Source organism: Saccharopolyspora sp. NPDC002578 (assembly GCF_053592695.1).
Genome location: NZ_JBSFWJ010000002.1, coordinates 209,890 through 235,791, shown reverse-complemented (window position 1 = coordinate 235,791; position 25,902 = coordinate 209,890). Strand labels below are relative to the sequence as shown.

The 25,902-nt window shown below is 74.2% G+C and carries 2 protein-coding genes (1 of these 2 only partly in view); both read left to right on the top strand.

The window, feature by feature from the left end; translation table 11 throughout:
• Positions 1 to 20,044, top strand: the 3' portion of a protein-coding gene (locus ACWD38_RS02525) for an SDR family NAD(P)-dependent oxidoreductase (RefSeq protein WP_450123183.1). 3,971 nt of this gene lie to the left of the window's left edge; the window shows 20,044 of its 24,015 coding nt (coding positions 3,972-24,015); its start codon lies beyond the left edge, outside the window; its stop codon occupies positions 20,042 to 20,044.
• Entirely contained in the window at positions 20,041 to 25,902 is a 5,862-nt protein-coding gene (locus ACWD38_RS02520; protein WP_450123182.1) for an SDR family NAD(P)-dependent oxidoreductase, read from the top strand. Before ACWD38_RS02525 ends, ACWD38_RS02520 begins: the two co-directional genes overlap by 4 nt.

The following is a 25,902-nucleotide window of genomic DNA, read 5'->3' as shown; positions in this document are numbered from 1 at the left end:
CGGCCCGGAGATCACCTGCCGCTCCGGGAGCTTCCTGCGCGGCATCGACCGGTTCGACCCGGTGTTCTTCGCGATCTCCGGGGTCGAGGCCACCTACATGGACCCGCAGCAGCGGATCTTCCTGGAGCAGTGCTGGAACGCCCTCGAAGACGGCGGCTACACCGGGGAGCGGCTGCGCGACCGCAACTGCGGCGTGTACGTCGGCTGCTACACCGGCGACTACTACGAGCACCTCGACGAAGCCCCGCCCGCGCAGGCGCTGTGGGGCACGATGGGCTCGGTCGTGGCCTCGCGCATCGCCTACCAGCTCGACCTGAAGGGCCCGGCGCTCACCACCGACACCTCCTGCTCCAGTTCGCTGGTGGCGCTGCACCTGGCCTGCCGCGACCTGCGCTCCGGGGCCGCCGACATGGCGATCTCCGGCGGAGTGTTCGTGCAGACCACGCCCCGGCTGTACCGCTCGGCCAGCCGCGCCGGGATGCTCTCGCCGTCCGGGCGCTGCCACGGTTTCGACTCCCGCGCCGACGGGTTCGTGCCGGGTGAGGGCGCGGGCGCGGTGCTGCTCAAGCGGCTCGCCGACGCCGAGCGCGACGGCGACCACGTCTACGGCGTCGTCCGCGCCTCCGGCACCAACCAGGACGGCACCACCAACGGCATCACCGCACCCAGCGCCGCCTCCCAGGAGCAGCTGCTGCGCGACGTGCACGCCGAGGGCGGCATCGCACCGGGCGGCATCCAGCTCGTCGAGGCGCACGGCACCGGGACGCAGCTCGGCGACCCCATCGAGTTCCGCGCGCTCAGCCGCGCCTTCGCCGGAGCCCCGGCCGGGGGAGCGGTGCTCGGGTCGATCAAGAACAACCTGGGCCACACCCAGTTCGCGGCGGGCATCGCCGGAGTCGTGAAGTCGTTGCTGGCGCTGGAGAACCGGCGCATCCCCGGCTCCCCGGACTTCGCCGAGCCCAACCACGCGGTGGCGCTGGAGGGCAGCCCGTTCCGCATCGAGCGGTCCGCGCGGACCTGGCAGGCGCCGCCGGCCGGGCCGCGCCGCGCGGCGGTGAGCTCGTTCGGCGCCAGCGGCACCAACGCCCACGTCGTGCTGGAGGAGCACTCCGCGGCCCGGCCCGCCGACCCCGGTGGGGAGCACGCCTTCCTGCTCTCGGCGCGCACGCCCGCCGCGCTGCGCGCCGTCGTGGAGCGGCTGCTCGCGCACCTCGACCGGGAACCCGCGCTGCCCGCCGGTGCGGTGGCGTACAGCCTCGCGGCCGGTCGCGGCCACTTCCCGCACCGGCTCGCCACCGTCGCCGCCGACCTGCCCGCGCTGGCCGCGCGGCTGCGCGGCTGGCTGGCCGGATCCGCCGACGACGCCGTGCTGACCGGCGAGACCGCGGCCGACCCGCGCACCGCCGACGGCGCGCGGGCGCAATCCCCGGCCGAGCTGGCGCGGGCCTACGTGCGCGGCGAGGTCGACCGCTTCGGCGAGCACTTCCCGGCCGCCGCGCGGTACCAGGTCTCGCTGCCGACCTACCCGTTCGAGCGGCAGCGCTACTGGATCGACCGGCCCGCCGCGCAGATCGCCGCCGAGCCGCCGGCGGAGCGCACCGAACGGCCGGGCGCGCACCGGCTCCGCCTCACCGGCGAGGAGTTCTTCCTCGCCGACCACCACGTCAACGGCCGGGCGGTGCTGCCGGGCGTGCTGTCGCTGGAGGTGGCCCGCCAGGCGGCCACCGGCGACCGGAGCACGCCGGTGCGGTTGCGCGACGTCGTGTGGCCCGCGCCGTTCCCCGTGCAGCAGCAGGGCGCGGAGCTCAGCGTGCAGCTCGACGGCGAGGCGTTCCGGGTGCTGCGCGACGGCTCCGAGGTGCACGCCCAGGGCCGCATCGGCACTCCCGGCGCCCCGGAGCCCGTCGCGCTGGCGGAGCTGCGGGCTCGCTGCGGCCTGCGCACCCTGTCGCGGCAGCAGTGCCACGACGCCCTCGAAGCCGTCGGCATCCGCCACGGCGACCGGCTGCGCGCCATCGACGAACTGTCCATAGGAGACGGTGAGGTGCTGGCGCGGCTCGTGCTGCCCCCGGGCGCGCACGACGCGGAGTTCGCGCTGCACCCGGCGATGCTCGACAGCGCCATCCAGGCCGTCGTCGGGCTGCACGGCGACGCCACCGGCGCGCTCGCCGAACGCGCCGGCGCCCCCGCGCTGCCGTTCGCGCTGGACATCATCGACATCTTCGCCCCCACCTCCGAGCGCATGTGGGCCCACCTGCGCCACACCGCGGGCTACGAGCCCGCGGCCGACCGGGACGTGACCAAAGTGGACATCGACCTCTACGACGACGGCGGACGCCTCAGCGCGAGCCTGCGCGGCTACGCCTCCCGCCAGGTGACCGGCCCGGCGGGCGACGCCCCGGAAGCGACGCTGCTCGCACCGGTGTGGGACGCGCTGCCCGCTGAGGACACCCCGCGCTGGCCCGCTCCGGGCGCGCGGGTGGTGCTGCTGGGCGGCGACGCCGCCGAGCAGGCCGAACTGCGGCGGCTGCACCCGACGGCGACCGTGCTCGACCTCCGCGCCGGCGAACCGGCCGAGCAGCTCGCGACCCGGCTGCCCGCCGACGTCGAGCACGCCATCTGGATCGCCCCCGCCACGGACACCGCGGCCGACGCGCCGATCGCGCTGTTCCGCCTGGTGAAGGCGCTGCTCGCCGGTGGCGCCGACGCGCGCGAACTCGGCATCACCGTCGTCACCCGCGGCGGTCGCCTGCTGCCCGGCGACACCGGCGGCGACCCGGCGCAGGCCGGGGTGCACGGCCTCGCGGGCACGCTCGCCAAGGAGTACCCGCACTGGCACTGCCGCGTCGCCGACGTCGCCGGACCGGTGCCGTGGGCGCAGCTGCTCGCGCTGCCCGCCGATGCGCGCGGTGAGGCGCTGGCCCACCGCCACGGCGAGTGGTACCGCCAGCGGCTGCTCGAAGTCGCCGAACCGGGAACGGCGCACGAGGCACCGGAACCGGGCGGCGTGCTCGTCGCCATCGGCGGCGCCGGGGGCATCGGCGTCGTGTGGACCGAGCACATGATGCGCCGCCACGGCGCCCAGGTCGTGTGGATCGGCCGCCGCCCGCTGGACGCCGAGATCGCCGCGAAGCAGGACGCCCTCGCCGCGCACGGACCCAAGCCGGACTACGTGCAGGCCGACGCCACCGACCGCGACGCGCTGGCCCGCGCCCGCGACGAGATCGTGCGCCGCCACGGCCCGGTGCGCGGTGTGCTGCACACCGCGATCGTGCTCGGCGACCAGACGTTGGCGCGGATGGACGAGCAGCGGTTCCGCACGACGTTCGCGGTGAAGGCCGGCGTGTCGGTGAACCTGGCCGAGGTGTTCGCCGGGCAGCCGCTGGAGTTCGTCGCGTTCTTCTCCTCGATGCAGGCGTTCTTCAAGGCGCCCGGCCAGGCCAACTACGCGGCGGGATGCACCTTCGGCGACGCCTACGCCGAACGCCTCGAAGCGCGGCTGGGCTGCCCGGTGAAGGTGATGAACTGGGGTTACTGGGCCGGGGTCGGCATCGTCACCGCCGACGGCTACCGGCAGCGGATGGCGCAGCTCGGCCTGGGCTCCATCGAACCGCACGAGGGCATGGCCGCGTTCGACGCGCTGCTGGCCTCCCCGCACCGGCAGCTGGCGCTGCTCAAGGCCACCGATTCCCGCAGCATCGACGGGCTCTACTCCGAGGACGCCGTCACCGGGCTGCCCGCCACCGTCCCGTCGCTGATTACCGAGCTCCGCGACGGCAGGCCGGACCGGCAGGCGGAGGTCGCGAGCCTGCGGGCCAGCGCCGACGGGCACGCGGGTTCGATGCACGACGCGCTGGTGCGGATCACCTGGGCGCTGCTGCGTTCGCTGGGCCTGTTCGGCGACGACCGCTCCGCCACCGCGGCCGAGTGGCGCGCCGCCGGCGGCATCCAGGACCGCTACCAGCGCTGGACGGAGCACAGCCTCACCGTGCTCGCCGAAGCCGGGCACCTGCGCCACGACGGCGACCAGCGCTACTCCAGCACCGACACCCGCCCGGTGTCCCTGGACGCGGCGTGGACCGAGTGGGACCGCGACAAGGACCGGTGGGTCGCCGAGGAGGCCAAGCGCGCGCAGGCCGTGCTGGTCGACACGACGCTGCGGGCGCTGCCGGACATCCTCACCGGGCGCCGTCCCGCGACCGACGTGATGTTCCCGAACACCTCGCTGGAACTGGTCGAGGCGGTCTACAAGAACAACCCCGTCGCCGACTACTTCAACGACGTTCTCGCCGACACCCTCGTCGACTACCTGGAGCGCAGGCTCGCCGCCGACCCCGCGGCGAAGCTGCGCATCCTGGAGATCGGCGCGGGCACCGGCGGCACCAGCGCCGTGGTGTTCCGGCGGTTGCGGCCGTGGGCGCAGCACGTCGAGACCTACCGCTACACCGACATCTCCAAGGCGTTCCTGCTGCACGCCAAGAAGACCTACAGCGACATCGCGCCTTACCTGGACGGGCGGATCTTCAACGCGGAGAAGCCGCTCGCCGGGCAGGACACCGATCCGGGGCAGTTCGACGTGGTGATCGCCACCAACGTCCTGCACGCCACCCGCAACATCCGCAACACGCTGCGCAACGCCAAGGCTGCCGCGCGCCCGAACGCGGTGCTGCTGCTCAACGAGCTGTCCGACAACATCGTGTTCAGCCACCTCACGTTCGGGCTGCTCGACGGGTGGTGGCTCTACGACGACCCGGCGCCGCGCATCGCCGGCTCTCCCGGCCTGGCGCCGCGCGACTGGCAGCGGGTGCTCGGCGAGGTCGGGTTCGGCTCGGCGTTCGTCGGGGCGGAAGGAGCCGACGACCTGGGCCAGCAGGTGATCGTCGCCGAGAGCGACGGACTCGTGCGCCAGCCCCGGCCGGACGGCGCGTCGGCGTTCCGCGGCGCGCTGCCCGAGGCGGCCCCGGTCGTGGCGGAAACGCCCGTCGTGGCAGCGGAACCCGTCGCGAACGGCGAGGCCGTGATCGCGGTGTCCACTTCGGACTTCGGTGATCGCGAGGAGCGGTTGCGGGGGGCGGCGCGGGACTTCTTCCGCGGCCTGGTCGCGGACACGCTGCAACTGCCGGTGTCCGACATCCGCGGCGACGTGTCCTTCGACCGCTACGGCATCGACTCCATCCTGGTCGTGCAGCTGACCGACGCGGTCCGCAAGGTGCTCGACAACGTCGGCAGCACCCTGTTCTTCGAGGTGCGCACCATCGACGGCCTGGTCGGCCACTTCCTGCGCACCCAGCCCGACGCGCTCGCCGAACTCGTCGGCCTCACCGACGAACCGGCCGCACCGGCTCCGGCGGCGCCCGCTCCTGTCGTGCCCGCCGCGACGCGGCCGGTCGAGGTGTCCGCCCCGGCTCCCGAGCCGAAGTCCGCCGAGGGCACCGCCATCGCCGTCGTCGGCATGGCCGGGCGCTACCCCGGCGCCCGCGACCTCGACGAGTTCTGGTCCAACCTGCTCGCGGGCCGCGACAGCATCACCGAGGTCCCAGTGCAGCGCTGGGACCACGACCGCTACTTCGACGCGCGCCGCGGCGTGCCCGGCAAGACCTACACCAAGTGGGGCGGGTTCCTCGACGGCGTCGACGAGTTCGACCCGCTGTTCTTCGGGATCTCGCCGAAGGCGGCGTCCACGATGGACCCGCAGGAGCGGCTGTTCCTGCAGACCGCCTACTCGACGCTGGAGGACGCCGGCTACACCCGCGACGCGCTGCGCGCCGCCGCCCGCGCCCGCGTGGGGGCCGACGCCGGGGACGTGGGCGTGTTCGTCGGCGCCATGTACTCCGAGTACCAGCTCTACGGCGCGGAGCGCAGCGCCCTCGGCGACCCGGTAGTGGTGCCCGGCAGCCTCGCCTCCATCGCGAACCACGTGTCGTACTTCTTCGACGCGGGCGGCCCCAGCGTCGCCGTCGACACCATGTGCGCCTCGGCGCTGACCGCGATCCACCTGGCCATCGCCGCCATCGAGCGCGGCGAGTGCGGCGCGGCGCTGGCCGGGGGCGTGAACCTGTCGCTGCACCCGAGCAAGTACCTCATGATCGGGGAGAGCCAGTTCGCCGCGAGCGACGGCCGCTGCCGCAGCTTCGGCGAGGGCGGTGACGGCTACGTGCCCGGTGAGGGCGTCGGCGCGGTGCTGCTGCGCCCGCTGGCCGACGCGCTCGCCGACGGGGACCGGGTGCTCGGCGTGATCCGGGGCAGCGCCGTCAACCACGGCGGCCACACCCACGGCTTCACCGTGCCCAACCCGAACGCGCAGGCCGCCGTCATCCGCAACGCCTGGCGCCGGTCCGCCGTGGACCCGCGCGACATCGGCTACATCGAGGCCCACGGCACCGGCACCTCGCTGGGCGACCCCATCGAGGTCGCCGGTCTGTCGGCCGCGTTCGGCGAGTTCACCGCCGACCGCGAGTTCTGCGCCCTCGGCTCGGCGAAGTCCAACGTGGGGCACCTGGAGTCGGCGGCGGGCATCGCGGGCCTGAGCAAGCTGCTGCTGCAGCTGCGCCACGGCACCCTCGTCCCGTCGCTGCACGCGGAGCGCACCAACCCGAACATCGACTTCGCGCAGAGCCCGTTCGTGCTCCAGCGCGAAGCCGCGCCGTGGCGGCGCGACGGGGACAAGCCGCGCCTGGCAGGGCTGTCCTCGTTCGGCGCGGGCGGTGCGAACGCGCACCTGCTCGTCGAGGAGCACCGCGCGCCCGAGCCGTCGCCGCGCGCGGCGGAACCGGTCGTGGTGGTGCTCTCGGCCGCCGACGCCGACCGGTTGCGCGCGTCGGCCGGCCGGTTGCGCGACGCGCTGCGCGCGGGCGACTGGTCGGACGCGGACCTCACCGACATCGCCTACACGCTGCAGGTGGGCCGGGAGGCGATGAGCGCCCGGTTCGCCGTGGTGGTGCGCGACCTGGCGGGGCTGATCGACGCGCTGGACACCTGCGCGGGCGGCGGCACGCCCGACGGCGGCCACGTCGAGACCGGCAGTCGCGGCGCGGCAAAGGGGTTCATCGCCGACGACGACTTCCAGGAGACCGTGGTGCGCTGGGCGCGGCGCGGCAAGCTCGCCCCGCTCGCGGAGGCCTGGGCCAGCGGACTGCACGTGGACTGGGCGCGGGTGCACGCCGACGGACCCCGGCCGCGCAAGGTCGGGCTGCCGGGCTACCCGTTCGCCCGGGAGAAGTACTGGTACACCGACGGCCTCGCGGAACTCCCGCAGCGCCCGGAAACCCCGGTGGCGCACCAGGTTTCGAGCACGCCGGTCACTGCTGAGCGAGCCGGCGCGCAGGTCACCGGTGCCACCGCTCCGATCGCCGCCCAGCGCGTCGGCTCCCAGGTCACCGCACCTGCCGGACCGGTCGCGGGGGCGCACGAGATCCCCGCGGGCGACCTCACGCTGCACCCGGTGTGGGAGCCGACGCGGCTGCTGCGCGGCAAGCCCTTCCCGAGCGACCGCTCCCGGCTGATCGCCATCGGCCTGGACGCCGAGCAGCTGGCCGCGCTGCGCGACCGGTACTCGCAGGTCGTGGAGCTCGGCGCCGACGACGCGGCGGCCCTGGCCACCGCGGGTCCCGTCGACCACGTGATCATGCGGTTCCCCACCCGCGTCCTGACCGGCGCCGACGCGCAGATCGCCGAGCAGCGCGCCGCCACCCGCCGCATGTTCCGGGTGCTGCGCGCGATCACCGCGCTCGGCCTTGCGGACGAGCCGCTCGGGCTGACGCTGATCACGCACGGCGCGTTCGACCCGAGCGGCACCGAGACGGCCGACCCGGCGCAGGCCGGGCTGCACGGCCTGCTCGGCGGGCTCGCGAAGGAGCAGCCGCACTGGCGGCTGCGCGCGGTCGACCTCGCCGACGGCGAACCGTTCGTCCCGGCCGAGGTCTTCGCGCTGCCCGCGGACCGGCGCGCGCACCCGTTCGCGCGCCGTGGCGGCCAGTACCTGCGCAGGCAGCTGCTGCCCGTGGAACCCACCCCGGAACCGGCGAACCCGGTGGTGCGCCGCGGCGGCGTGTACGTGCTCGTCGGCGGCGCCGGTGACCTCGGCGTCATGCTCACCGAGTACCTGCTGCGCGCCCACGACGCCCGCGTGGTGTGGGTGGGCCGCCGCGCCGAGGACGACGGCATCCGGGAGAAGGCGGCGCGGGTCGCCGCCGGCGGCCGCGCTCCCGAGTACCTGCCCGCCGATGCCGCCGACCCGGCGGCGCTGGCCGCGCTGCGCGACGAGGTGCTGCGCCGCCACGGCCGCATCGACGGCCTGGTGCACCTGGCCATGGTGTTCAGCCACACCCCGCTCGCCGAGATGAGCGAGGCCGAGCTGGACGCCACGCTGGGCGCGAAGGTCGATCCGTGCGTGCACTTCGCGGACGTGTTCGCGGGGCACCGGCTGGACTTCATCCTGCTGATCTCGTCGCTGGTGAGCTTCATCCGCAACGCCAACCAGGCGCACTACTCGGCGGCTTGCGCGTTCGAGGACGCGCGGGCCGCGGAGCTGCGCAAGAGCCTCGGTTTCCCGGTGAAGGTCGTGAACTGGGGCTACTGGGGCAACGTCCCCGACGAGCTGCTGCGCGACGTGACCGCGATGGGCCTGGCTCCGATCGACGTGGCCACCGCGATGGGCGCGATCGAACGGCTGCTGGCCGGGCCGCTGGACCAGATCGGGTTCATGCGCCTCGGCAGGCCGCTGCCGGTCGAGGGCGCGCTGACCGGCGAAACCCTGAGCCTGCACCCGCACGGCCCGGCCGCGCCGGTCGAGCCGGCGCCGGTGGTGCTGCCCGCCGGGCTCGCCGAGTACCACGCGGGTCCGGTGCCCGCGGAGATCGACGCGGCGCTGCACCGCTGCCTGGCGGCGGAACTGCGCGGCACGGGGCTGGATCCGGCGGGCGACGTCGAGCAGTGGAAGGCGCGCAACGGCGTCGCCGCCCGCTTCGACGGCTGGCTGACCGCGACGCTGCGCACCCTCACCGAGCACGGCCTGATCGACGCCGCGGGCCGCTGGAGCCCCGGCACCGAGGACGCCGCGGCGTGCCGCGCGGAGTGGCTGCGCGGCGCCGAGCGCTGGGCGGAGCTGAACTCCGACCTGCGCGCCCCGCTGCGGCTGCTGGAGCGCACCCTGCCCGCGCTGGCCGACATCCTGCGCGGCACCACCACCGCGACCGACGTGCTGTTCCCGCAGGGCTCGTTCGACCTGGTGTCCGGGGTGTACCGGGACAACCGGGTCGCCGAGCACTTCAACGCGGTGCTCGCCGAACAGGTCGTCGCCTTCCTGCGCGCCCGCCGCGCGGCCGACCCGGCCGCGACGCTGCGGGTGCTGGAGGTCGGCGCCGGTACCGGCGGCACCACCGGGCCGGTGCTGGAAGCCTTGGCGCGCAACGGGATCGACGTGGCGGAGTACTGCTACACCGACCTGTCGCAGGCGTTCCTGCACAACGCGCAGGACACCTTCGGGCCCGGCCGGGACTTCCTGACCTACCGCCTGTTCGACGCGGCGCAGCCGCCGCACGGCCAGGGTCTCGCCACCGGCGCGTTCGACGTGGTGATCGCCGCGAACGTGCTGCACGCGACCGAGAACATCCGGCCCGCGCTGCGGCACTCGAAGGCGCTGCTGCGCGGCGGCGGGATGCTGGCGCTCAACGAGATCAGCGGCTTCTACCTGGTCAACCACCTGACGTTCGGGCTGCTCGACGGCTGGTGGCTCTACGACGACGCCGAACTGCGCGCTCCCGGCAGTCCCGCGCTCTCGCCGCACAGCTGGCGCCGGGTGCTGCACCAGGAGGGCTTCGCCGAGATCGGGCACCCGGCGGCGGACTCGCTGTCGCTGGGGCAGCAGATCGTCGTCGCCCGCAGCGACGGCAAGGCCCGCGGCCCGCGCGGCGGAAACCCCGACGCGGCGGCGGAATCCGCCCCGCAGGCTCCGGCACCCGTCGTCGAGCAGGCGCCGGTCGCCGACGTGTCGGTGGCGGACGTGGTGCTGGCGGCGCTCGCCGAAGCACTGCGGATGCCCGCCGAGCGGATCGGGCTGGAGCAGGCCTTCGCCGACTACGGGCTGGACTCCATCGTCGGCGCGAAGTTCGTGCAGCGGCTCAACGAGGAACTCGGCGTCGACCTGCTGACCACGGTCATCTTCGATTACCGCAGCGTCACGCAGCTCGCCGAGCACATCGCCGAGAGCCACGACCCGCGACTGCCCGCCCCGGTGGCACCGGCCGCCCCGGTGGCTCCCGCCGCACCGGTCGCGCCGCCGCAGGTCGCGCCGCCCGCCCCCGCGCCGCAGACCGTGACCTCCGCCCCGGCACCCGCCGGTGGCGGGCAGCGGGAGCCGATCGCCATCGTCGGCATCAGCGGCCGGTTCGCCGGATCTCCGGACCTGGACGCCCTGTGGGCGCACCTGGCCGCGGGCGACGACCTCGTCGGCCCCATCGAGCGCTGGGACCTGTCCGATGTGGACGACCTGACCTGCCGAGCGGGCAGCTTCCTCGACGGCATCGACGAGTTCGACGCGAACTTCTTCAACCTCACCGGCATCGAGGCCACCTACACCGACCCGCAGCAGCGCCTGTTCCTGGAGCAGGCCTGGACGGCGCTGGAGAACTCCGGGCACGCGAGCGCCGAGCTCAGCGGGCGCCGCTGCGGGGTGTACGCCGGGTGCACCGGCGGCGACTACGCCGAGTGGTTCGAGCAGGCGCCGCCCGCGCAGGCCGCGTGGGGCAACGCCCCGTCGGTGGTGCCGGGCCGCGTCGCCTACCACCTGAACCTGCACGGACCCGCCATCGCGGTGGACACGGCGTGCTCCAGCTCGCTGGTCGCCGTGCACCTCGCCTGCCAGGGCCTGTGGGCGGGGGAGACCGAACTCGCCATCGCGGGCGGGGTCAGCGTCACCACCACCCCGGACACCCAGCTGGCCGCGGGCCGCGGCGGCATGCTCTCGCCGACCGGGCGCTGCCACACCTTTGACGCCGCCGCCGACGGCTTCGTGCCCGGTGAGGGCGTGGGAGTCGTGGTGCTGCGCCGGTTGTCCGACGCGCTCGCCGACGGCGACCACGTGCACGCCGTGATCCGCGGTTCGGCGGTGAACCAGGACGGCGCCACCAACGGCATCACCGCGCCCAGCGCGCTGTCCCAGGAGCGGCTGATCCGCCAGGTGCACGCCGACTTCGGCATCGACCCGGCGGAGATCGGCGTCATCGAGGCGCACGGCACCGGCACCCAGCTCGGCGACCCGCTCGAATGCCAGGCGTTGAGCGCGGCGTTCTCCGGTGCGCCGGGGCCGATCGCGCTCGGGTCCATCAAGACGAACCTCGGGCACACCACCTCGGCGGCGGGCGTCGCCGGGCTGCTCAAGCTGGTGCTCGCGCTGCGGCACGGCCAGATCCCGGCCTCGCTGCACTACCGGGAGCAGAACCCGGCGATCCGGCTCGACGGCGGTCCGCTGCACGTGAACACCGCGTTGCGACCGTGGGAACCGAACGCGCGCGGTGGACGTGCGGCGGGGCTCAGCGGCTTCGGGTTCAGCGGCACCAACGGGCACCTCGTCGTCGGCGACGCCCCGGTTCCCGCGCGCGGCGACACCGGTGGCACCCACCTGTTCGTGCTCTCCGCGCCGAAGCAGGACGTGCTGCGGCAGCGCGCCGAGGACCTGCTGGCGCACCTGCGCCGCACCCCGGACGCGGTGCTCGGCGACGTCGCCCGCACCCTCGCGCTCGGGCGGGACCACTACGCGCAGCGGGCCGCGTTCGTCGCGGCGGGACGGGATTCGCTGCTGCGGCAGCTGGAGACCTGGCTCGCGGGCGGCGCCGTCGAGGGCGACCGCGGCGACGCGCACGAACTCGCCCGCACCAGGTACCTGGAGGGCACGCCCGCGGACCTGGCGGGCCTGTTCACCGGACTCGACGTGCGGCGGACCCCGCTGCCGACGTACCCCTTCCAGCGCAAGAGCTACTGGGTCACCTCGGAGCTGCCCGCGCGCGGTTCCGCGCAACCCCGCGCGGAGGTCCCGGTGGCGCCGGAGGACCCGGTCCCGGCGGCGCTGGACGACACGGCGGTGCGCTACCTCGTCGGCGAGCGCGTGCTGGGCGAGCTGTCCCGCGTGCTCATGATGGAACCCGACGAGATCGACCCGCAGGCGTCGTTCTCCGATTTCGGCGTCGACTCCATCCTCAGCGTGAAGCTGGTGCGGGCGGTGAACGAGGCGCTCGGCGTGGACCTGGCGAGCACGGCGCTGTTCGAGCACAGCTCGCTGGAGCGGCTCGTCGAGCACCTGCTGGCGCGCTACGGCGCCGAACTCCGCACGTCCGGCACGCTCGGCGGCGCGGCGGAGCAGGCCCTGGCGGAAGCGCCGCTGGAGGCGCTGCCCGCGACGGGCTTCGACGTCACCGGCGCGCAGAAGTCCAGCGGTGCCAACGGAGCCGCCGCGAACGGGTCGCTCGCGAACGGGAACGGATCGCAGGTCGCGAACGGTGCGAACGGCCACGGCTCGGCGAACGGCCACGGATCGGCGAATGGCCACGGATCGGCGAATGGCCACGCCTCGGCGAACGGACACGGCGCCCCCGGCGAATCGCCGCACGGCGCCTCCTCCGGCGGAGCCCACCTGCCCGACGAGGGCATCGCCGTGGTGGGCCTGGCCGCGCGGTTCGCGCAGTCCCCGGACGCCGAGGCGCTGTGGAGCCACCTCGCCGCCGGTGACGACCTCGTCGGCGACGTCACGCGCTGGGACCTGCGCGCCGAGCTCGGCGCGGACGTGCCGCGCCAGCAGGGCAGCTTCGTCGAGGACATCGACCGCTTCGACGCCTGGTTCTTCCGGATGTCCGGCAAGGAGGCCACCTACACCGACCCGCAGCAGCGCATCTTCCTGGAGGAGTGCTGGCACGCCCTGGAGGACGCCGGCTACGCCGGGGAACGCCTCGACGGCAGCGGGTGCGGCGTCTACGTCGGCGGGCCGCCCAGCGACTACCAGCAGCTCATCGGCGAGGACGCGCCCCCGCAGACCTTGTGGGGCAACATCTCCTCGGTCATCGCCTCGCGGATCTCGTACTTCCTGGACCTGCAGGGCCCGGCGATCTCGGTGGACACGGCGTGCTCCAGCTCGCTGGTCGCCATCCACCAGGCCTGCCAGGACCTCCGCCAGGGCGCCACGTCGATGGCGCTGGCCGGTGGCGTGTTCATCCAGTCCACGCCGATCTTCTACCGGTCCGCGGTGCGGGCGAACATGCTCTCCACCCGGGGCCGCTGCCACACCTTCGACTCCCGCGCCGACGGCTTCGTGCCCGGTGAGGGAGCCGGGGTGATCGTGCTCAAGCGGCTGTCCGACGCGCTCGCCGACGGCGACCACGTGTACGGCGTGATCCGCGGTTCCGGGGTGAACCAGGACGGCACCACCAACGGGCTCACCGCGCCCAGCGCCGGATCGCAGGAGCGGCTGCTGCGCGGCGTGTACGAGCGCACCGGGGTGGACCCGGCGAGCGTGCAGCTCGTCGAGGCGCACGGCACCGGCACCCCGCTGGGCGATCCGATCGAGTTCTCCGCGCTGCGCGGCGCTTTCGGTGACGCGCCGGCCGGGGGCACCGCGCTCGGCTCGATCAAGACGAACGTGGGCCACACCCAGTTCGCGGCGGGCGTGGCCGGGGTGCTCAAGGTGCTGCTGGCGCTGGAGCACGAGCAGCTGCCGCCGACGCTGCACTTCCAGGAGCTCAACCCGGAGATCTCCCTCGACGGCAGCCCGTTCCACGTGAACACCGAGCTGCGCCCGTGGCCCGCTCCGGCGAGCGGCCCGCGCCGCGCGGCGGTGAGCTCGTTCGGCGCGGCGGGCACCAACGTGCACGCCGTCATCGAGCAGGCCCCGGCCGCCTCCGGCGGGCACGCCGACCGCGCCGGGTGGCTCGTGGTGCTGTCCGGGCAGGACGAGGACGTGCGCCGGGAGCAGGTGCGGCGGCTGCTCGCGCACGCCGAGGCGCACGAGGACCTCGACGTGGGCCAGGTGTCCTACACGGCGGCGACCGGGCGCAGGCACTGCGCCCACCGCTGGGCGGCCGTCGTCGCCGACCGGGGCGAGCTGATCACCGCGCTGCGGACCTGGCTGCGCGACGGCCGCGCCGAGCGGGTCGTCACCGGCACCGCCGCCGACGGCCACCGCCGTCAGGACCCGGCCGAGCTGAGCCGGATCCAGCGGTTGCTGACTGCTGGCGACGACCCGGCGGCGCTGCGGGAACTGGCCGGTGCCTTCGCGCGGGGCGCGGACATCCGCTTCGCGCCGCTGTTCGCCGACGGCGGGTTCCGGATCACCTCGCTGCCGCCCTACCCGTTCGCGGGGGAGCGGTACTGGGTCGGTTCCCGCGAGCAGGCTCCGGCGGGGTCCCCGCTGGCGGGGCGCGAGGTCGACGGCGGCTACGCGGTGGAGCTGACCGGGCGCGAGTTCTTCCTCGAAGACCACCGGGTGCGGACGGTGCCGGTGCTGCCCGGCGTGGCGTACCTGGAACTGGCCTGCGCGGCAGCGCGAGCGGAAGGCGTCGAACCGGTGGAGACCCGGCTGCGCAACGTCGTCTGGTCCCGGCCGTTGGAGGTCACCGGACCGGTCACCGCCGAGATCGCCCTGCACGAGCAGGGAGACGGCTTCGGCTTCGAGATCACCACGCCCGCCGGAGCGCACGGCCAAGGACGCGTCGAACGGTGCGCGGCCGAGTCGGCCGCACCGCTGGACGTCGAGGCCCTGCGCGAGCGCTGCGCTCGCCGGGTGTCGCACGAGGAGTTCTACGCGCACTTCGACCGGATGGGCATCGGCTACGGCCCCGCCTTCCGCGGGGTGCGGGAGCTGCACGTGGGCGACGGGCTGGCCGTGGCCCGGCTGCGGCTGCCGGAGGCGGCCGGCACGGCGGGCTGGACGCTGAACCCGGCGATGCTCGACGCCGCCGTGCAGGCCACCCTCGGGCTGTCGTTGTCCGGCTCCGCCGAGGTCGCGGCGGCGCTGCCGTTCGTGCTCGAAGAGGTGCGGGTGCTCGCGCCGAGCCCCGCCGCCGGGTGGGCCGTGGTGCGGCCCGCCGCGCACGACCGCGGCGGTGCGGTGCGGCGGATGGACGTCGATCTCTGCGATGAGCAGGGCGCGGTGTGCGTGCGGCTGCTCGGCTTCACCGCCCGGCTGCTCGCCGCCGAACCGGAAGCATCCGGACAGGACGGTTCCGAGCTGGTGCTGATGACCACCGGCTGGCGCGCCGCCGCACCCGCGGACGTCGCGGAAGCGCCCGCGCGGCACGAGGTTCTGCTGGCCGTGCCCGGCGCCGACCCGCGCGCGATCCAGGACGAGCTCCAGGTCCCGTGCACGGAGCTGCCGCAGCACGCCGACCTCGCGGAAGGTTTCGCCCGGCAGGTCGAGGCGGTGCTGGCGCGACTGCGCCCCGCGATCCGCGCGACCCGCGAAGGCCGGGTGCTGCTGCAGGTGGCGGTGCCCGCGCACGGGATCTCGGCCGCGCTGGCGGGCCTGCTGCGCACCGCTCGCCTGGAGCACCCGAAGCTCGCGGCCCAGCTCGTCGAGGTGGACGCGACGATCAGCGCCACCGAGCTGGCCGCGCACCTGCGGGCCGAGGCCCGCACGGACGCGGTGGTGGTCCGCCGTACCGGCGGGAACCGCGCAGTGCCGCAGTGGACCGAACTCTCGGGTGCGCCGGAAACCCCGCCGTGGCGGGCGGGCGGCACCTACCTGCTCACCGGTGGTGCGGGCGGTCTCGGCGCGGTGTTCGCCCGCGAGATCGCGGCCCGAGCTCCCGGCGCGCACCTGGTGCTGGCCGGCCGCTCGCCGGAAGGCCCCGCGCAGCGCGCCCTGCTGGACGAGCTCGTCGGCGCGGGTGCTCGGGCGAGCTACCGCGCGCTCGACGTCACCGACCGCGCGGCGGTCGAGCGCCACGTGCGCGAGGTCGTCGCCGAGCACGGCGGACTGCACGGCGTGCTGCACCTCGCCGGGGTGCTGCGGGACGGCTACCTGGCGCAGAAGGACGACGCCGAGGTCCGCGAGGTGCTGGCCGCGAAGGCGGCCGGGTTCGCGCACCTCGACGAGGCGACCGCGGACCTGGACCTGGACTGCTTCATCGGGTTCTCCTCGCTGTCCGCGTTCGGCAACACCGGGCAGGGCGACTACGCGGCGGCCAACGCCTTCCTGGACGCCTACGCCGCGCACCGCCACGACCTGGTCGCCCGCGGGCAGCGGCGCGGCCGGACCCTCGTGGTCGGCTGGCCGCTGTGGGACGGCGGCGGCATGCACGTCGACGCCGCCACCGCCGACCGGATGCGCGGCGAGACCGGCATGGTCGCGATGCGGCCGGAGCACGGCGTCGAAGCGCTGCACCGCGCCTGCGGCAGCGGCGAGCCGCACGTGCTCGCCGTCTACGGCGACCGCGCCCGCATCGGCGCCACGCTGCTCGCCGCCCCGGCCGAAGCCCCGGCCTCGGCGGAATCCCGCGCCACCGGCGAATCCCCTGTGACGGAGTCGATTTCCGGAACCGCACCCGACCGGGCGGCGGTCCGCGCGGTCGTGCTCGACCGGCTCACCGCCCACACCGCCGACGTGCTGGGCGTGCGGGCCGAGGAGATCGACCCGGCCGTGGAACTCGGCGACTACGGCTTCGACCGGGTGTCGCTGACCGCGCTCGCCGGGAAGGTCGAAGCCGAGCACGGCATCGCCATCGCCCCGAAGTCGCTCATCGAACATCCAACCCTGGGAGAGGTCGTGGATCACCTCCTCGATGACCACCCCGCCGAATTCGGGCTGCCGACCACGGAACCCGCCGCGCGTCCCGCGGAGCCGGAGGACCGGCGCAAGGCGCTGATCAAGAAGCTGATCCAGCGGGTGGCGGTGCTGCTGGACGTGCCCGCGAAGCGGATCACCGCGACCGCCGAGCTCACCCGCTTCGGCTTCGACTCGCTGTCGCTGACCGGGTTCGCCAACGAGCTCAACGCCGAGTACGGGCTCTCGCTCGCGCCGACGCTGTTCTTCGAGTACCCGACGCTGGGCGAGGTCGCCGACCACCTGCTGACCGAGCACGCCGACGCGGTCGCCGCCGCCCCGGAATCGGCTCCAGCCGAACAGGAAACGGCTCCCACCGCACCGGCACCGCCCCCCGCCGCACCGGCCCGGCCCGCCGAACCCGAGCGCCCCGTGAACGAGCCGATCGCCGTGATCGGCATGAGCGGGCGCTTCCCGATGGCCGACGACATCGCCCAGTACTGGGAGAACCTGCGCGCCGGCCGCGACTGCACCCAGGAGGTCCCCGCGGACCGCTGGGACTGGCGGGAGCACTACGGCGACCCGATCAAGGACCCGAACAGCACCAACGTCACCGCAGGCGGCTTCATGAACGGCGTCGGCGACTTCGACCCGTTCTTCTTCGACCTCTCGCCGAAGGAGGCCGAGCTGATGGACCCGCAGCAGCGGCTCCTGATGCTGCACGTGTGGAAGGCGCTGGAGGACGCGGGCTACTCGGCGCAGGACGTCGCGGGCACCAACACCGCGCTGATCGCGGGGACCACCAGCACCGGCTACAGCACGCTGGTCACCCGCTACCAGCCGATGATCGAGGGCTACGACATCACCGGCGCCGCCCCGTCGATGGGGCCGAACCGGATGAGCTACTTCCTCGACCTCAACGGGCCGAGCGAACCGGTCGACACCGCCTGCTCCAGCGCGCTGGTCGCGATGCACCGGGCGATCCAGGCCCTGCACGGCGGCCAATCGGACCTGGCGATCGCCGGGGGCGTGAACACGATGGTCAGCGTCGACGGGCACATCAGCATCTCCAAGGCGGGGATGCTCAGCCCGGAGGGCAAGTGCAAGACCTTCGGCGCCGACGCCGACGGCTACGCCCGCGGTGAGGGCGTCGGATTCCTGGTGCTCAAGCGGCTTTCCGCCGCCGAGCGCGACGGCGACCACATCTACGGCCTGATCCGCGCCACCGCCGAGAACCACGGCGGGCGCGGCAACTCGCTGACCGCGCCGAACCCGAAGGCGCAGGCCGCGCTGCTGCGCGAGGCCTACACCAAGGCGGGCGTCGACCCGCGCACCGTCGGCTACGTGGAGGCCCACGGCACCGGCACCAAGCTCGGCGACCCGGTGGAGATCAACGGGCTCAAGGCCGCGTTCCGCGAGCTGTACGCGGACGCGGGCGCCGAGGTGACCGAGGCGCACTGCGGAGTCGGCTCGGTGAAGACCAACATCGGGCACCTCGAACTCGCCGCCGGCGCCGCCGGGGTGATCAAGGTGCTGCTGCAGCTGCGGAACCGGACCTTGGTGCAGGGCGTGCGGTTCGACGCGATCAACCCCTACGTCGACCTGGAGGGCAGCCCGTTCTACCTGGTCCGGGAGAGCCAGGACTGGGTCGCCCAGCGCGACGCGGACGGCCGGGAGCTGCCGCGCCGCGCCGGGGTGAGCTCGTTCGGGTTCGGCGGCGTCAACACGCACGTGGTCCTGGAGGAGTACGTGCCGGAGCCCGTGCGGGAGCGCCCGGTGACCGCGCCGGTGCCGGTGGTGCTCTCCGCGAGCCACCCGGAGGTGCTGCGCGAGCTCGCCGCCGACTGGCTGGCGGCGTTGCACGGCGGCGAGTTCACCGACGCGGACCTGGCCGCGATCGCCCGCACCTCGCAGACCGGCCGCACCCCGATGCGGGAGCGCGTCGCCGTGTCGGCGCGGACCTTGCGGGAACTGCGCGACGGACTGGAATCGTGGCTGCGCGGCGAAAACCACGTCAGCGTCCACAGTGGACGAGTGGAGCGCGGTGCCGAGCCTCCGGAGGTCCCGGCGGACCTGGCCGCGCGTACCGGCTTCGATCAGCTCACCGGTACCGACCTGGCGCGGCTGGTGGAACTGTGGGTGCGGGGCGCCGAGGTCGACTGGGAGCGGCTGCACACCGGGCACCGCCCGCGGCGGCTCCCGCTGCCGACCTACCCGTTCCGGCTGCGGCGCTACTGGGTCGACACCACCCGTCCCGCCAACGGCGGGGCACCGGCCCGGCTGCACCCGCTGGTGCACGCCAACACCTCGGAGCTCGCCGAGCACCGCTACACCTCGCACTTCACCGGCCGCGAGTTCTTCCTCGACGACCACCGCGTGCGCGACCAGGTGATGTCGGTGGTCTCCGGCTGGCGGCCCGGCACCGACACCGCCGGTGGCGGGGATGCCGCGACTCCGGTGCTGCCCGCCGTGGCGCACCTGGAGATGGCCCGAGCCGCCGTCGTCCGGGCCGCCGGTGGTGACGAGCGGACCTGGTCGGTGCGGCTGGCGTCCTGGCTGCGACCGCTGACCGTCCGGGACGGCACCGACGTGCACGTGGCGCTGGCGGCCCGCGCCGACGACGGCGCGGACTACGAGGTGTACGCCGCGAACGAGGCGGGGGAGCGCACCGTGTTCGCCCGCGGTCAGCTCCGCCGCCGCGAGGTGGCCCCGGCGCATCGGCTCGACCTGGTCGCCGAACGCGCGGCCTGCGACGGGGCGGTGCTCGACGCCGCCGCCTGCTACGAGCGCTACGCCGGGTTCGGCATGGACTACGGGCCCGCGCTGCGCGCCATCACGACCCTGCACGCCGGATCGCGGCAGGCGGTGGCGCGGTTGGAGCTGCCCGCCGCCGCCCGCGACGAGGCGTTCGTGCTCAACCCGAGCATGCTCGACTGCGCGCTGCAGGCCACGGCCGGACTGTTCCTGGACCAGGGCGACGCCGCCGGTGCCGCGCTGCCCTACGCGCTGCGGGAGCTGGAGGTGCTGCGGGCCACGCCGGACACCGGCTGGGTCGTGGCCCGGTTCGCCGAGGACGACCACGGCGGTGAGGTCCGCCGCATCGACCTCGACGTGTGCGACGACGACGGCGAGATCTGCGTGCGGCTGCGGGGATTCAGCGTGCGCAGGGTCGGCGGCGCCGCCCAGCAGGAGCCGGCGGACGCGGCGGACTCCGACGACGACGCCCACCTGCTGGACCTGATCGAAGCCATCGGCAGGCGTTCCCTGAGCGCCGACGAGTTCAAGAGGAGCCTCGCATGAGCACCCCGATCGAATCCCTGGACGACCTGCACCGGCTGATCAGCGAAGGCCGGGTCGGGCAGGACGAGGCGCTCCGCTTGCTCCGCGCCTGGAAGCGGGGCGAGCGGCCCCAGCCCGCCGATGTTCAGCCCACCTCGGCTCAGCCCACCTCGGCTCAGCCCGCCTCGGCTTCGGGCGGACCGGACGCCGACGACCTCGCGGAGCGGGTGTGCGAGGTCGTGGTGGAGAAGGTCTGCGGGCTGCTGAAGGTGGACCCCACGGACCTCGACGTCGACGTGGAGCTGTCCGAGTACGGCCTCGACTCGCTGATCATCAGCCAGCTGGTGAACATGGTGAACGAGTCCCTCGGCCTGGACTTGGTGCCGACGGTGCTGTTCGAGCACCCGACGCTGCGCGCGTTCAGCGCCTTCGTCGCCGCCGAGCACGCACCGGAGCTCGCGACCGCGTTCGGCGTGGCGCCCGCCGCTGCGGCGGAGCCGGTGAATCCCGTTGCGGCGCAACCGGTTCCGCGCGCTGAGCCCGTGGCCGCCCAGCCCGCCGCTCCCACCCCGGTTCCGGCCGCACCCGCACCCGCTCCGAACGACGACCCGATCGCCATCGTCGGCATCAGCGGCAAGTTCCCGATGGCCGACGACCTCGACGAGTACTGGGCCAACCTCCGCGACGGCCGCGACTGCATCGGCGAGGTCCCCGCCGACCGCTGGGACTGGCGCGAGTACTACGGCGACCCGCTCGCCGAACCGGGCCGCACCAACGTCAAGCACGGCGGCTTCATGGACGGCGTCGCCGACTTCGACCCGCTGTTCTTCGGCATCGCCCCGAAGGACGCGGTGCACATGGACCCGCAGCAGCGGCTGCTGATGCTGTACGTGTGGAAGGCCCTCGAAGACGCCGGGTACTCCGCCGACGACCTCGCCGGGTCGGACCTCGGGCTGTTCGTCGGCACCAACGACACCGGCTACGGCCTGCTCTCCGACCGCAGCGCCGCCCGCGGCCGGAGCGTCACCCCCACGGGCAGCGTCCCCTCCGTCGGCCCGAACCGGATGAGCTACTTCCTCGACGTGCACGGCCCGAGCGAGCCGGTGGAGACGGCGTGCTCCAGCTCGCTGGTGGCGATCCACCGGGGCGTGGCGGCGATCGAGCGCGGCGAGGCCGACATGGCCGTCGTCGGCGGCATCAACACCATCGTCGTGCCGGATGGGCACGTCAGCTTCAGCCGCTCCGGGATGCTCAGCGCGGACGGGCGCTGCAAGACGTTCGCCGCCGACGCCGACGGCTACAGCCGCGGCGAGGGCGTCGGGATGCTGGTGCTCAAGCCCCTGTCGGCCGCCGAACGCGACGGCGACCACGTGCACGGGCTGGTGCGCTCCACCGCGGAGAACCACGGCGGCCGGGCCAACTCGCTGACCGCGCCGAACCCGAAGGCGCAGGCCGCGGTGATCCGCCGCGCCTACGCCAAGGCCGGCATCGACCCGCGCACCGTCGGCTACATCGAGGCGCACGGCACCGGCACCAAGCTCGGCGACCCCATCGAGATCAACGGGCTCAAGGACGCGTTCGCGGAGCTCTACGCCGGTGCGCCGGTCACCGACGCCCACGTCGGCATCGGCTCGGTGAAGACGAACATCGGCCACCTGGAGCTCGCCGCGGGCGTGGCGGGCGTGCTCAAGGTGCTGCTGCAGCTGCGGCACCGGACGTTGGCGCGCAGCCTGCACTCCGAGCAGGTCAACCCGTTCATCGACCTCGAAGGCAGCCCGTTCCGCCTGGTGCGGGAGAGCCAGGAGTGGGTGGCACCGCGCGACGCCGACGGTCGCGAGTTGCCGCGCCGCGCCGGGGTGAGCTCGTTCGGCTTCGGCGGTGTCAACGCGCACGTCGTGCTGGAGGAGTACGTGCCGCGCGCCGAAACCCCGGCGCCCGCCGCCGGGCCGGTCGCGGTGGTGCTCTCCGCCGCCGGACCGGAGACCTTGCAGGCCCGCGCCCGCCAGCTCGTGGAGCGCATCGACTCCGGCGCGCTCGCCGAGACCGACCTGCCGAACCTCGCCTACACCCTCCAGGTGGGCCGGGCGGCGCTGCCGGAACGCCTCGCGTTCCTCGCGCACTCGCTGGCCGAGGTGCGCCAGCGGCTCACCGCCCACCTCGACGGCACCAAGACCCACGGCCTGCACCAGGCCCGCGCCGAACGGCAAGGCCCGTGGGGCGAGCTGGTCGGCGACGACGACATCGCCGTGGCCATCGACAACTGGATCGCCAAGGGCAAGCTCGGCCGGTTGCTGAAGCTGTGGGTCACCGGCTTCGACTTCGACTGGCGGCGCCTGTACGCGGACCGGCCGATGCGGCGGCTGCCGCTGCCGACCTACCCGTTCCGGTTGCAGCGCTACTGGATCGCCGACGGCACGGCCGCGCAGGTGCGGCCCCGCGCGCCGCACGTGCGCGAGCTCAGCGGGCAGGACTTCTTCCTGCGCGACCACCGCGTGCAGGACGCGCCCACCCTGCCCGGCGCCGCCTACCTCGAATTCGTCCGCGAAGCCCTCGCCACCACCACGGGCGTGCGGCTGCGCGACGTGACGTGGCTGCGCCCGCTGGCGATCGCCGACACCGCAGCGCTGCACGTCGAGGTGGACGCCGCGCACGCGTTCCGGGCCTACGTCGAGGAATCCGGCACCCGCGTCGTGCACGCCAGCGGCACCGCGCACGTCGATCCCGACCTGACCGCCGACACCGAAGTGCACGACATCGAGGCGCTGCGGGCGATCTGCTCGGCCCGCCACGACGGCGCCGAGATCTACGAGCTGTTCGCCCGCATCGGCATGGGCTACGGGCCCGCGTTCCAGGCGATCGAGGAACTGCACCACGGCGACGACATCGCGGTGTCCCGGCTGCGGCTGCCCGCGTCGGCCGCCGGTTCCTTCGCGCTGAACCCGAGCATGCTCGACGCGGCGCTGCAGACCACGCTCGGCCTGGTCCTCGGCGAGCAGGGCGGCGACCTCTCCGAGGCGGCGCTGCCGTTCGCGGTCCGCGAGGTGCAGGTGCTGGCGCCGACCCCGAGCCAGGGCTTCGCGCTGGTCCGCCGCGCCGCCGACGACCGCCGCGACTCCGGGGTGCGGCGGCTCGACGTCGACCTGTGCGACGACACCGGCGCGGTGTGCGTGCGCATCCTGGGCTTCAGCACCCGCGCCCGGAAGCGGCGCGCCACGACCCCGGAGGTCACCGCGCCGGAGGCGCCCGCGCTGCTGATCGAACCGGCCTGGAGCCGCGCCGCGGCGCCCGAAGCGGCCGCCGAGCAGGTCAACCACCACGTGGTGCTCTGCGAACTGCCCGCGATCGACGCCGGGGAACTCGGCGGACTGCTCGGCGGCGGCGGTGAGCACTGGCAGGGCACCGGCGAGGTCGAGGACCGCTACGCCGGTTACGCCGAACGCCTCCTGGAGCTGGTGCGCGATCAAGCGCGCCAGCCCGCGCCGCGCCTCGTCCAGGTCGTCACGCCCGCGGGCTCGCCGTGGCTGGGCGGGCTCAGCGGCATGCTGCGCACCGCGCGGCTGGAACACCCGAAGCTGCTGACCCAGTGGATCGAGATCGACGACGCGCCCTCGGCCGTGGCGCTCGCCGACCGGCTGCGCCGCGACGCCGCCGACTCCGAACAGGAAGTGGTGCGCCACGCCGGCGGCGCGCGGCAGGTCTCGCGCTGGCGCGAGATCCCCGCGCCCGCGCCGGAACTGCCGTGGCGCGACGGCGGTGTCTACCTGCTCACCGGCGGTGCCGGTGGCCTCGGCGCGCTGGTCGCCGAGGAGATCGCCCGGCGCGTCCAGTCGCCCGCGCTGGTGCTGTGCGGGCGCAGCCCCGCCGGACCGGAGCAGGAAGAGCTGCTGCTGCGGCTGCGCGCGGCCGGGGCCAAGGCCGACTACCGCGTGCTCGACGTCGCCGACCGGGACGCGGTGTTCCAGGCGGTGCGCGAGGTCGAGGCCCGGCACGGCGCGCTGCACGGCATCGTGCACGCCGCCGGCGTGCTGCGCGACGGCTTCCTCGCCCGCAAGAGCGCGGCCGACGTCCGCGACGTGTTCGCCGCGAAGGTCACCGGGCTGCGCCACCTCGACGAGGCCAGCGCGCACTCGGCGCTGGAGTGCTTCATCGGGTTCTCCTCGATGGCCGCGTTCGGCAACGTCGGCCAAGCCGACTACGCCGCCGGGAACGCCTTCATGGACGGCTACGCCGCGCACCGCGAAGCCCTGGTGGCACGCGGGGAACGGTCCGGCCGGACGCTGGTGGTGAACTGGCCGCTGTGGGACAAGGGCGGCATGGGCGGCGCCGCCTCCACGGTGGACCTGCTCGAATCCGTGGGCATGCGCCCGATGCGCGCGGACGTCGGCATCGACGCGCTGCACCGGGCGTGGGCGGCCCGGCTGCCGCAGGTCATCGCGCTCGACGGGGACCACGCGCGGATGCGCGAGCAGTTCGTGCCCGCCCCGGTCGCCGAGCCGGAACCGGTGCTGCCCGCGGTCTCCGCGCCCGCACCGGTCGCTCAGGCACCAGCCGCTCCGGCACCGGTCGCTCCCGCACCGGCGGCTCCCGCACCGGTCGCCGCCGCACCGGCGGCGAGCGACGTGCTGCCGGTCGTCGCGGACCTGATGGCCTCGCTGCTGGAGATCGACCCGGCGGAGCTGCCGCACGACGCGCCGCTGATCGACTACGGCTTCGACTCGATCTTCATGATGCAGTTCCTCACCCAGGCGCAGACGCATGTCGACGCGAACCTCACGCTCGACGTGATCGCCGACTGCGACACCCTCCAGGAGATCGCCGCCGCGATCGCCGGTGCCTCCGCGCCGGAATCCGCGCCCGCGCCCCGCGAACCCGTCGCGGCCGTCCCGGAACCGGTGGTGATCCCGGAACCGCGCCGCGAACCGGTCTCGGCGAACGAGTTCCCCGAACTGGTCCGGATGAACGGCGTCACCGAGGGCCGCCCGGTGTTCTGGGTGCACCACGGCAACGGCGGCGTCGAGTCCTACGCGCCCGTCGCGGCACGCACCGCGCGGCCGTTCTACGGCATCCAGCCCAAGGGGTGGATCGACGACACCGAGATCCTCACCGGGCAGGTCGCGATGGCCGAGTTCTACGCGTCGCTGATCCTCGCCGTGCAACCCGAAGGCCCCTACGACATCGGCGGGTTCTCCCTCGGCGGCCTGTTCGCCTACGAGGTCGTGCGGCAGCTGCAGCTGCGCGGCGCGGAGGTGAACACGCTGGTCATGCTCGACACGCTCGACGCGGCGGCGACGAACAAGGCCAACGACATCATCGTCGGCGGTGACTTCAGCCCCGAGGTGGTCTCGAAGGTCAGCGACTACCGCGCGGTGAACCTGATCCTCGGCAACAACAGCTTCGAATCGCACGGCGGCAACACGCCGATCCTGACCCGCGAGGAGGTCGACACCACCCTCGACGGCCCGGCGTTCCTGGACTCGCTGATCGAGGCGGCCCTGGAGCGGGGCATCAAGAAGACCGAGTCGCAGCTGCGTTCGCGGGTGCGGCAGCTGTCGCGCTACCTGGAGGCCACCCAGCTGGAGCGCTACGAGCTGCGCCCGCTGCCGAAGCCGGACGGGTTGCGCTGCTACTACCTGCGCAACGCCAGCGGCGAGTTCTTCGGCGCGTTCCGCGAGTTCATGGTGCTGTTCCCGAACCCGGAGCTGCCCGAGGTCGACGGCAGCGGTTACTGGCAGGGCTGGCCGGAGCACATCGACGACTTCTTCACCATCGACGTCGACACCGCGATGCACTCCGAGGTGATGACGGCCCCGGCGTCGCTGGAGAAGCTGATGCGCCTGGTCGACCGGCTCTACGCGCCCGAGACCGAAGGTGGTCGCTGA

What these genes read in the sequence shown, in the direction of transcription:
- ACWD38_RS02520 (WP_450123182.1), top strand. Translation starts at nt 20,041, where the DNA reads ATGAGCACCCCGATCGAATCCCTGGACGACCTGCACCGGCTGATCAGC.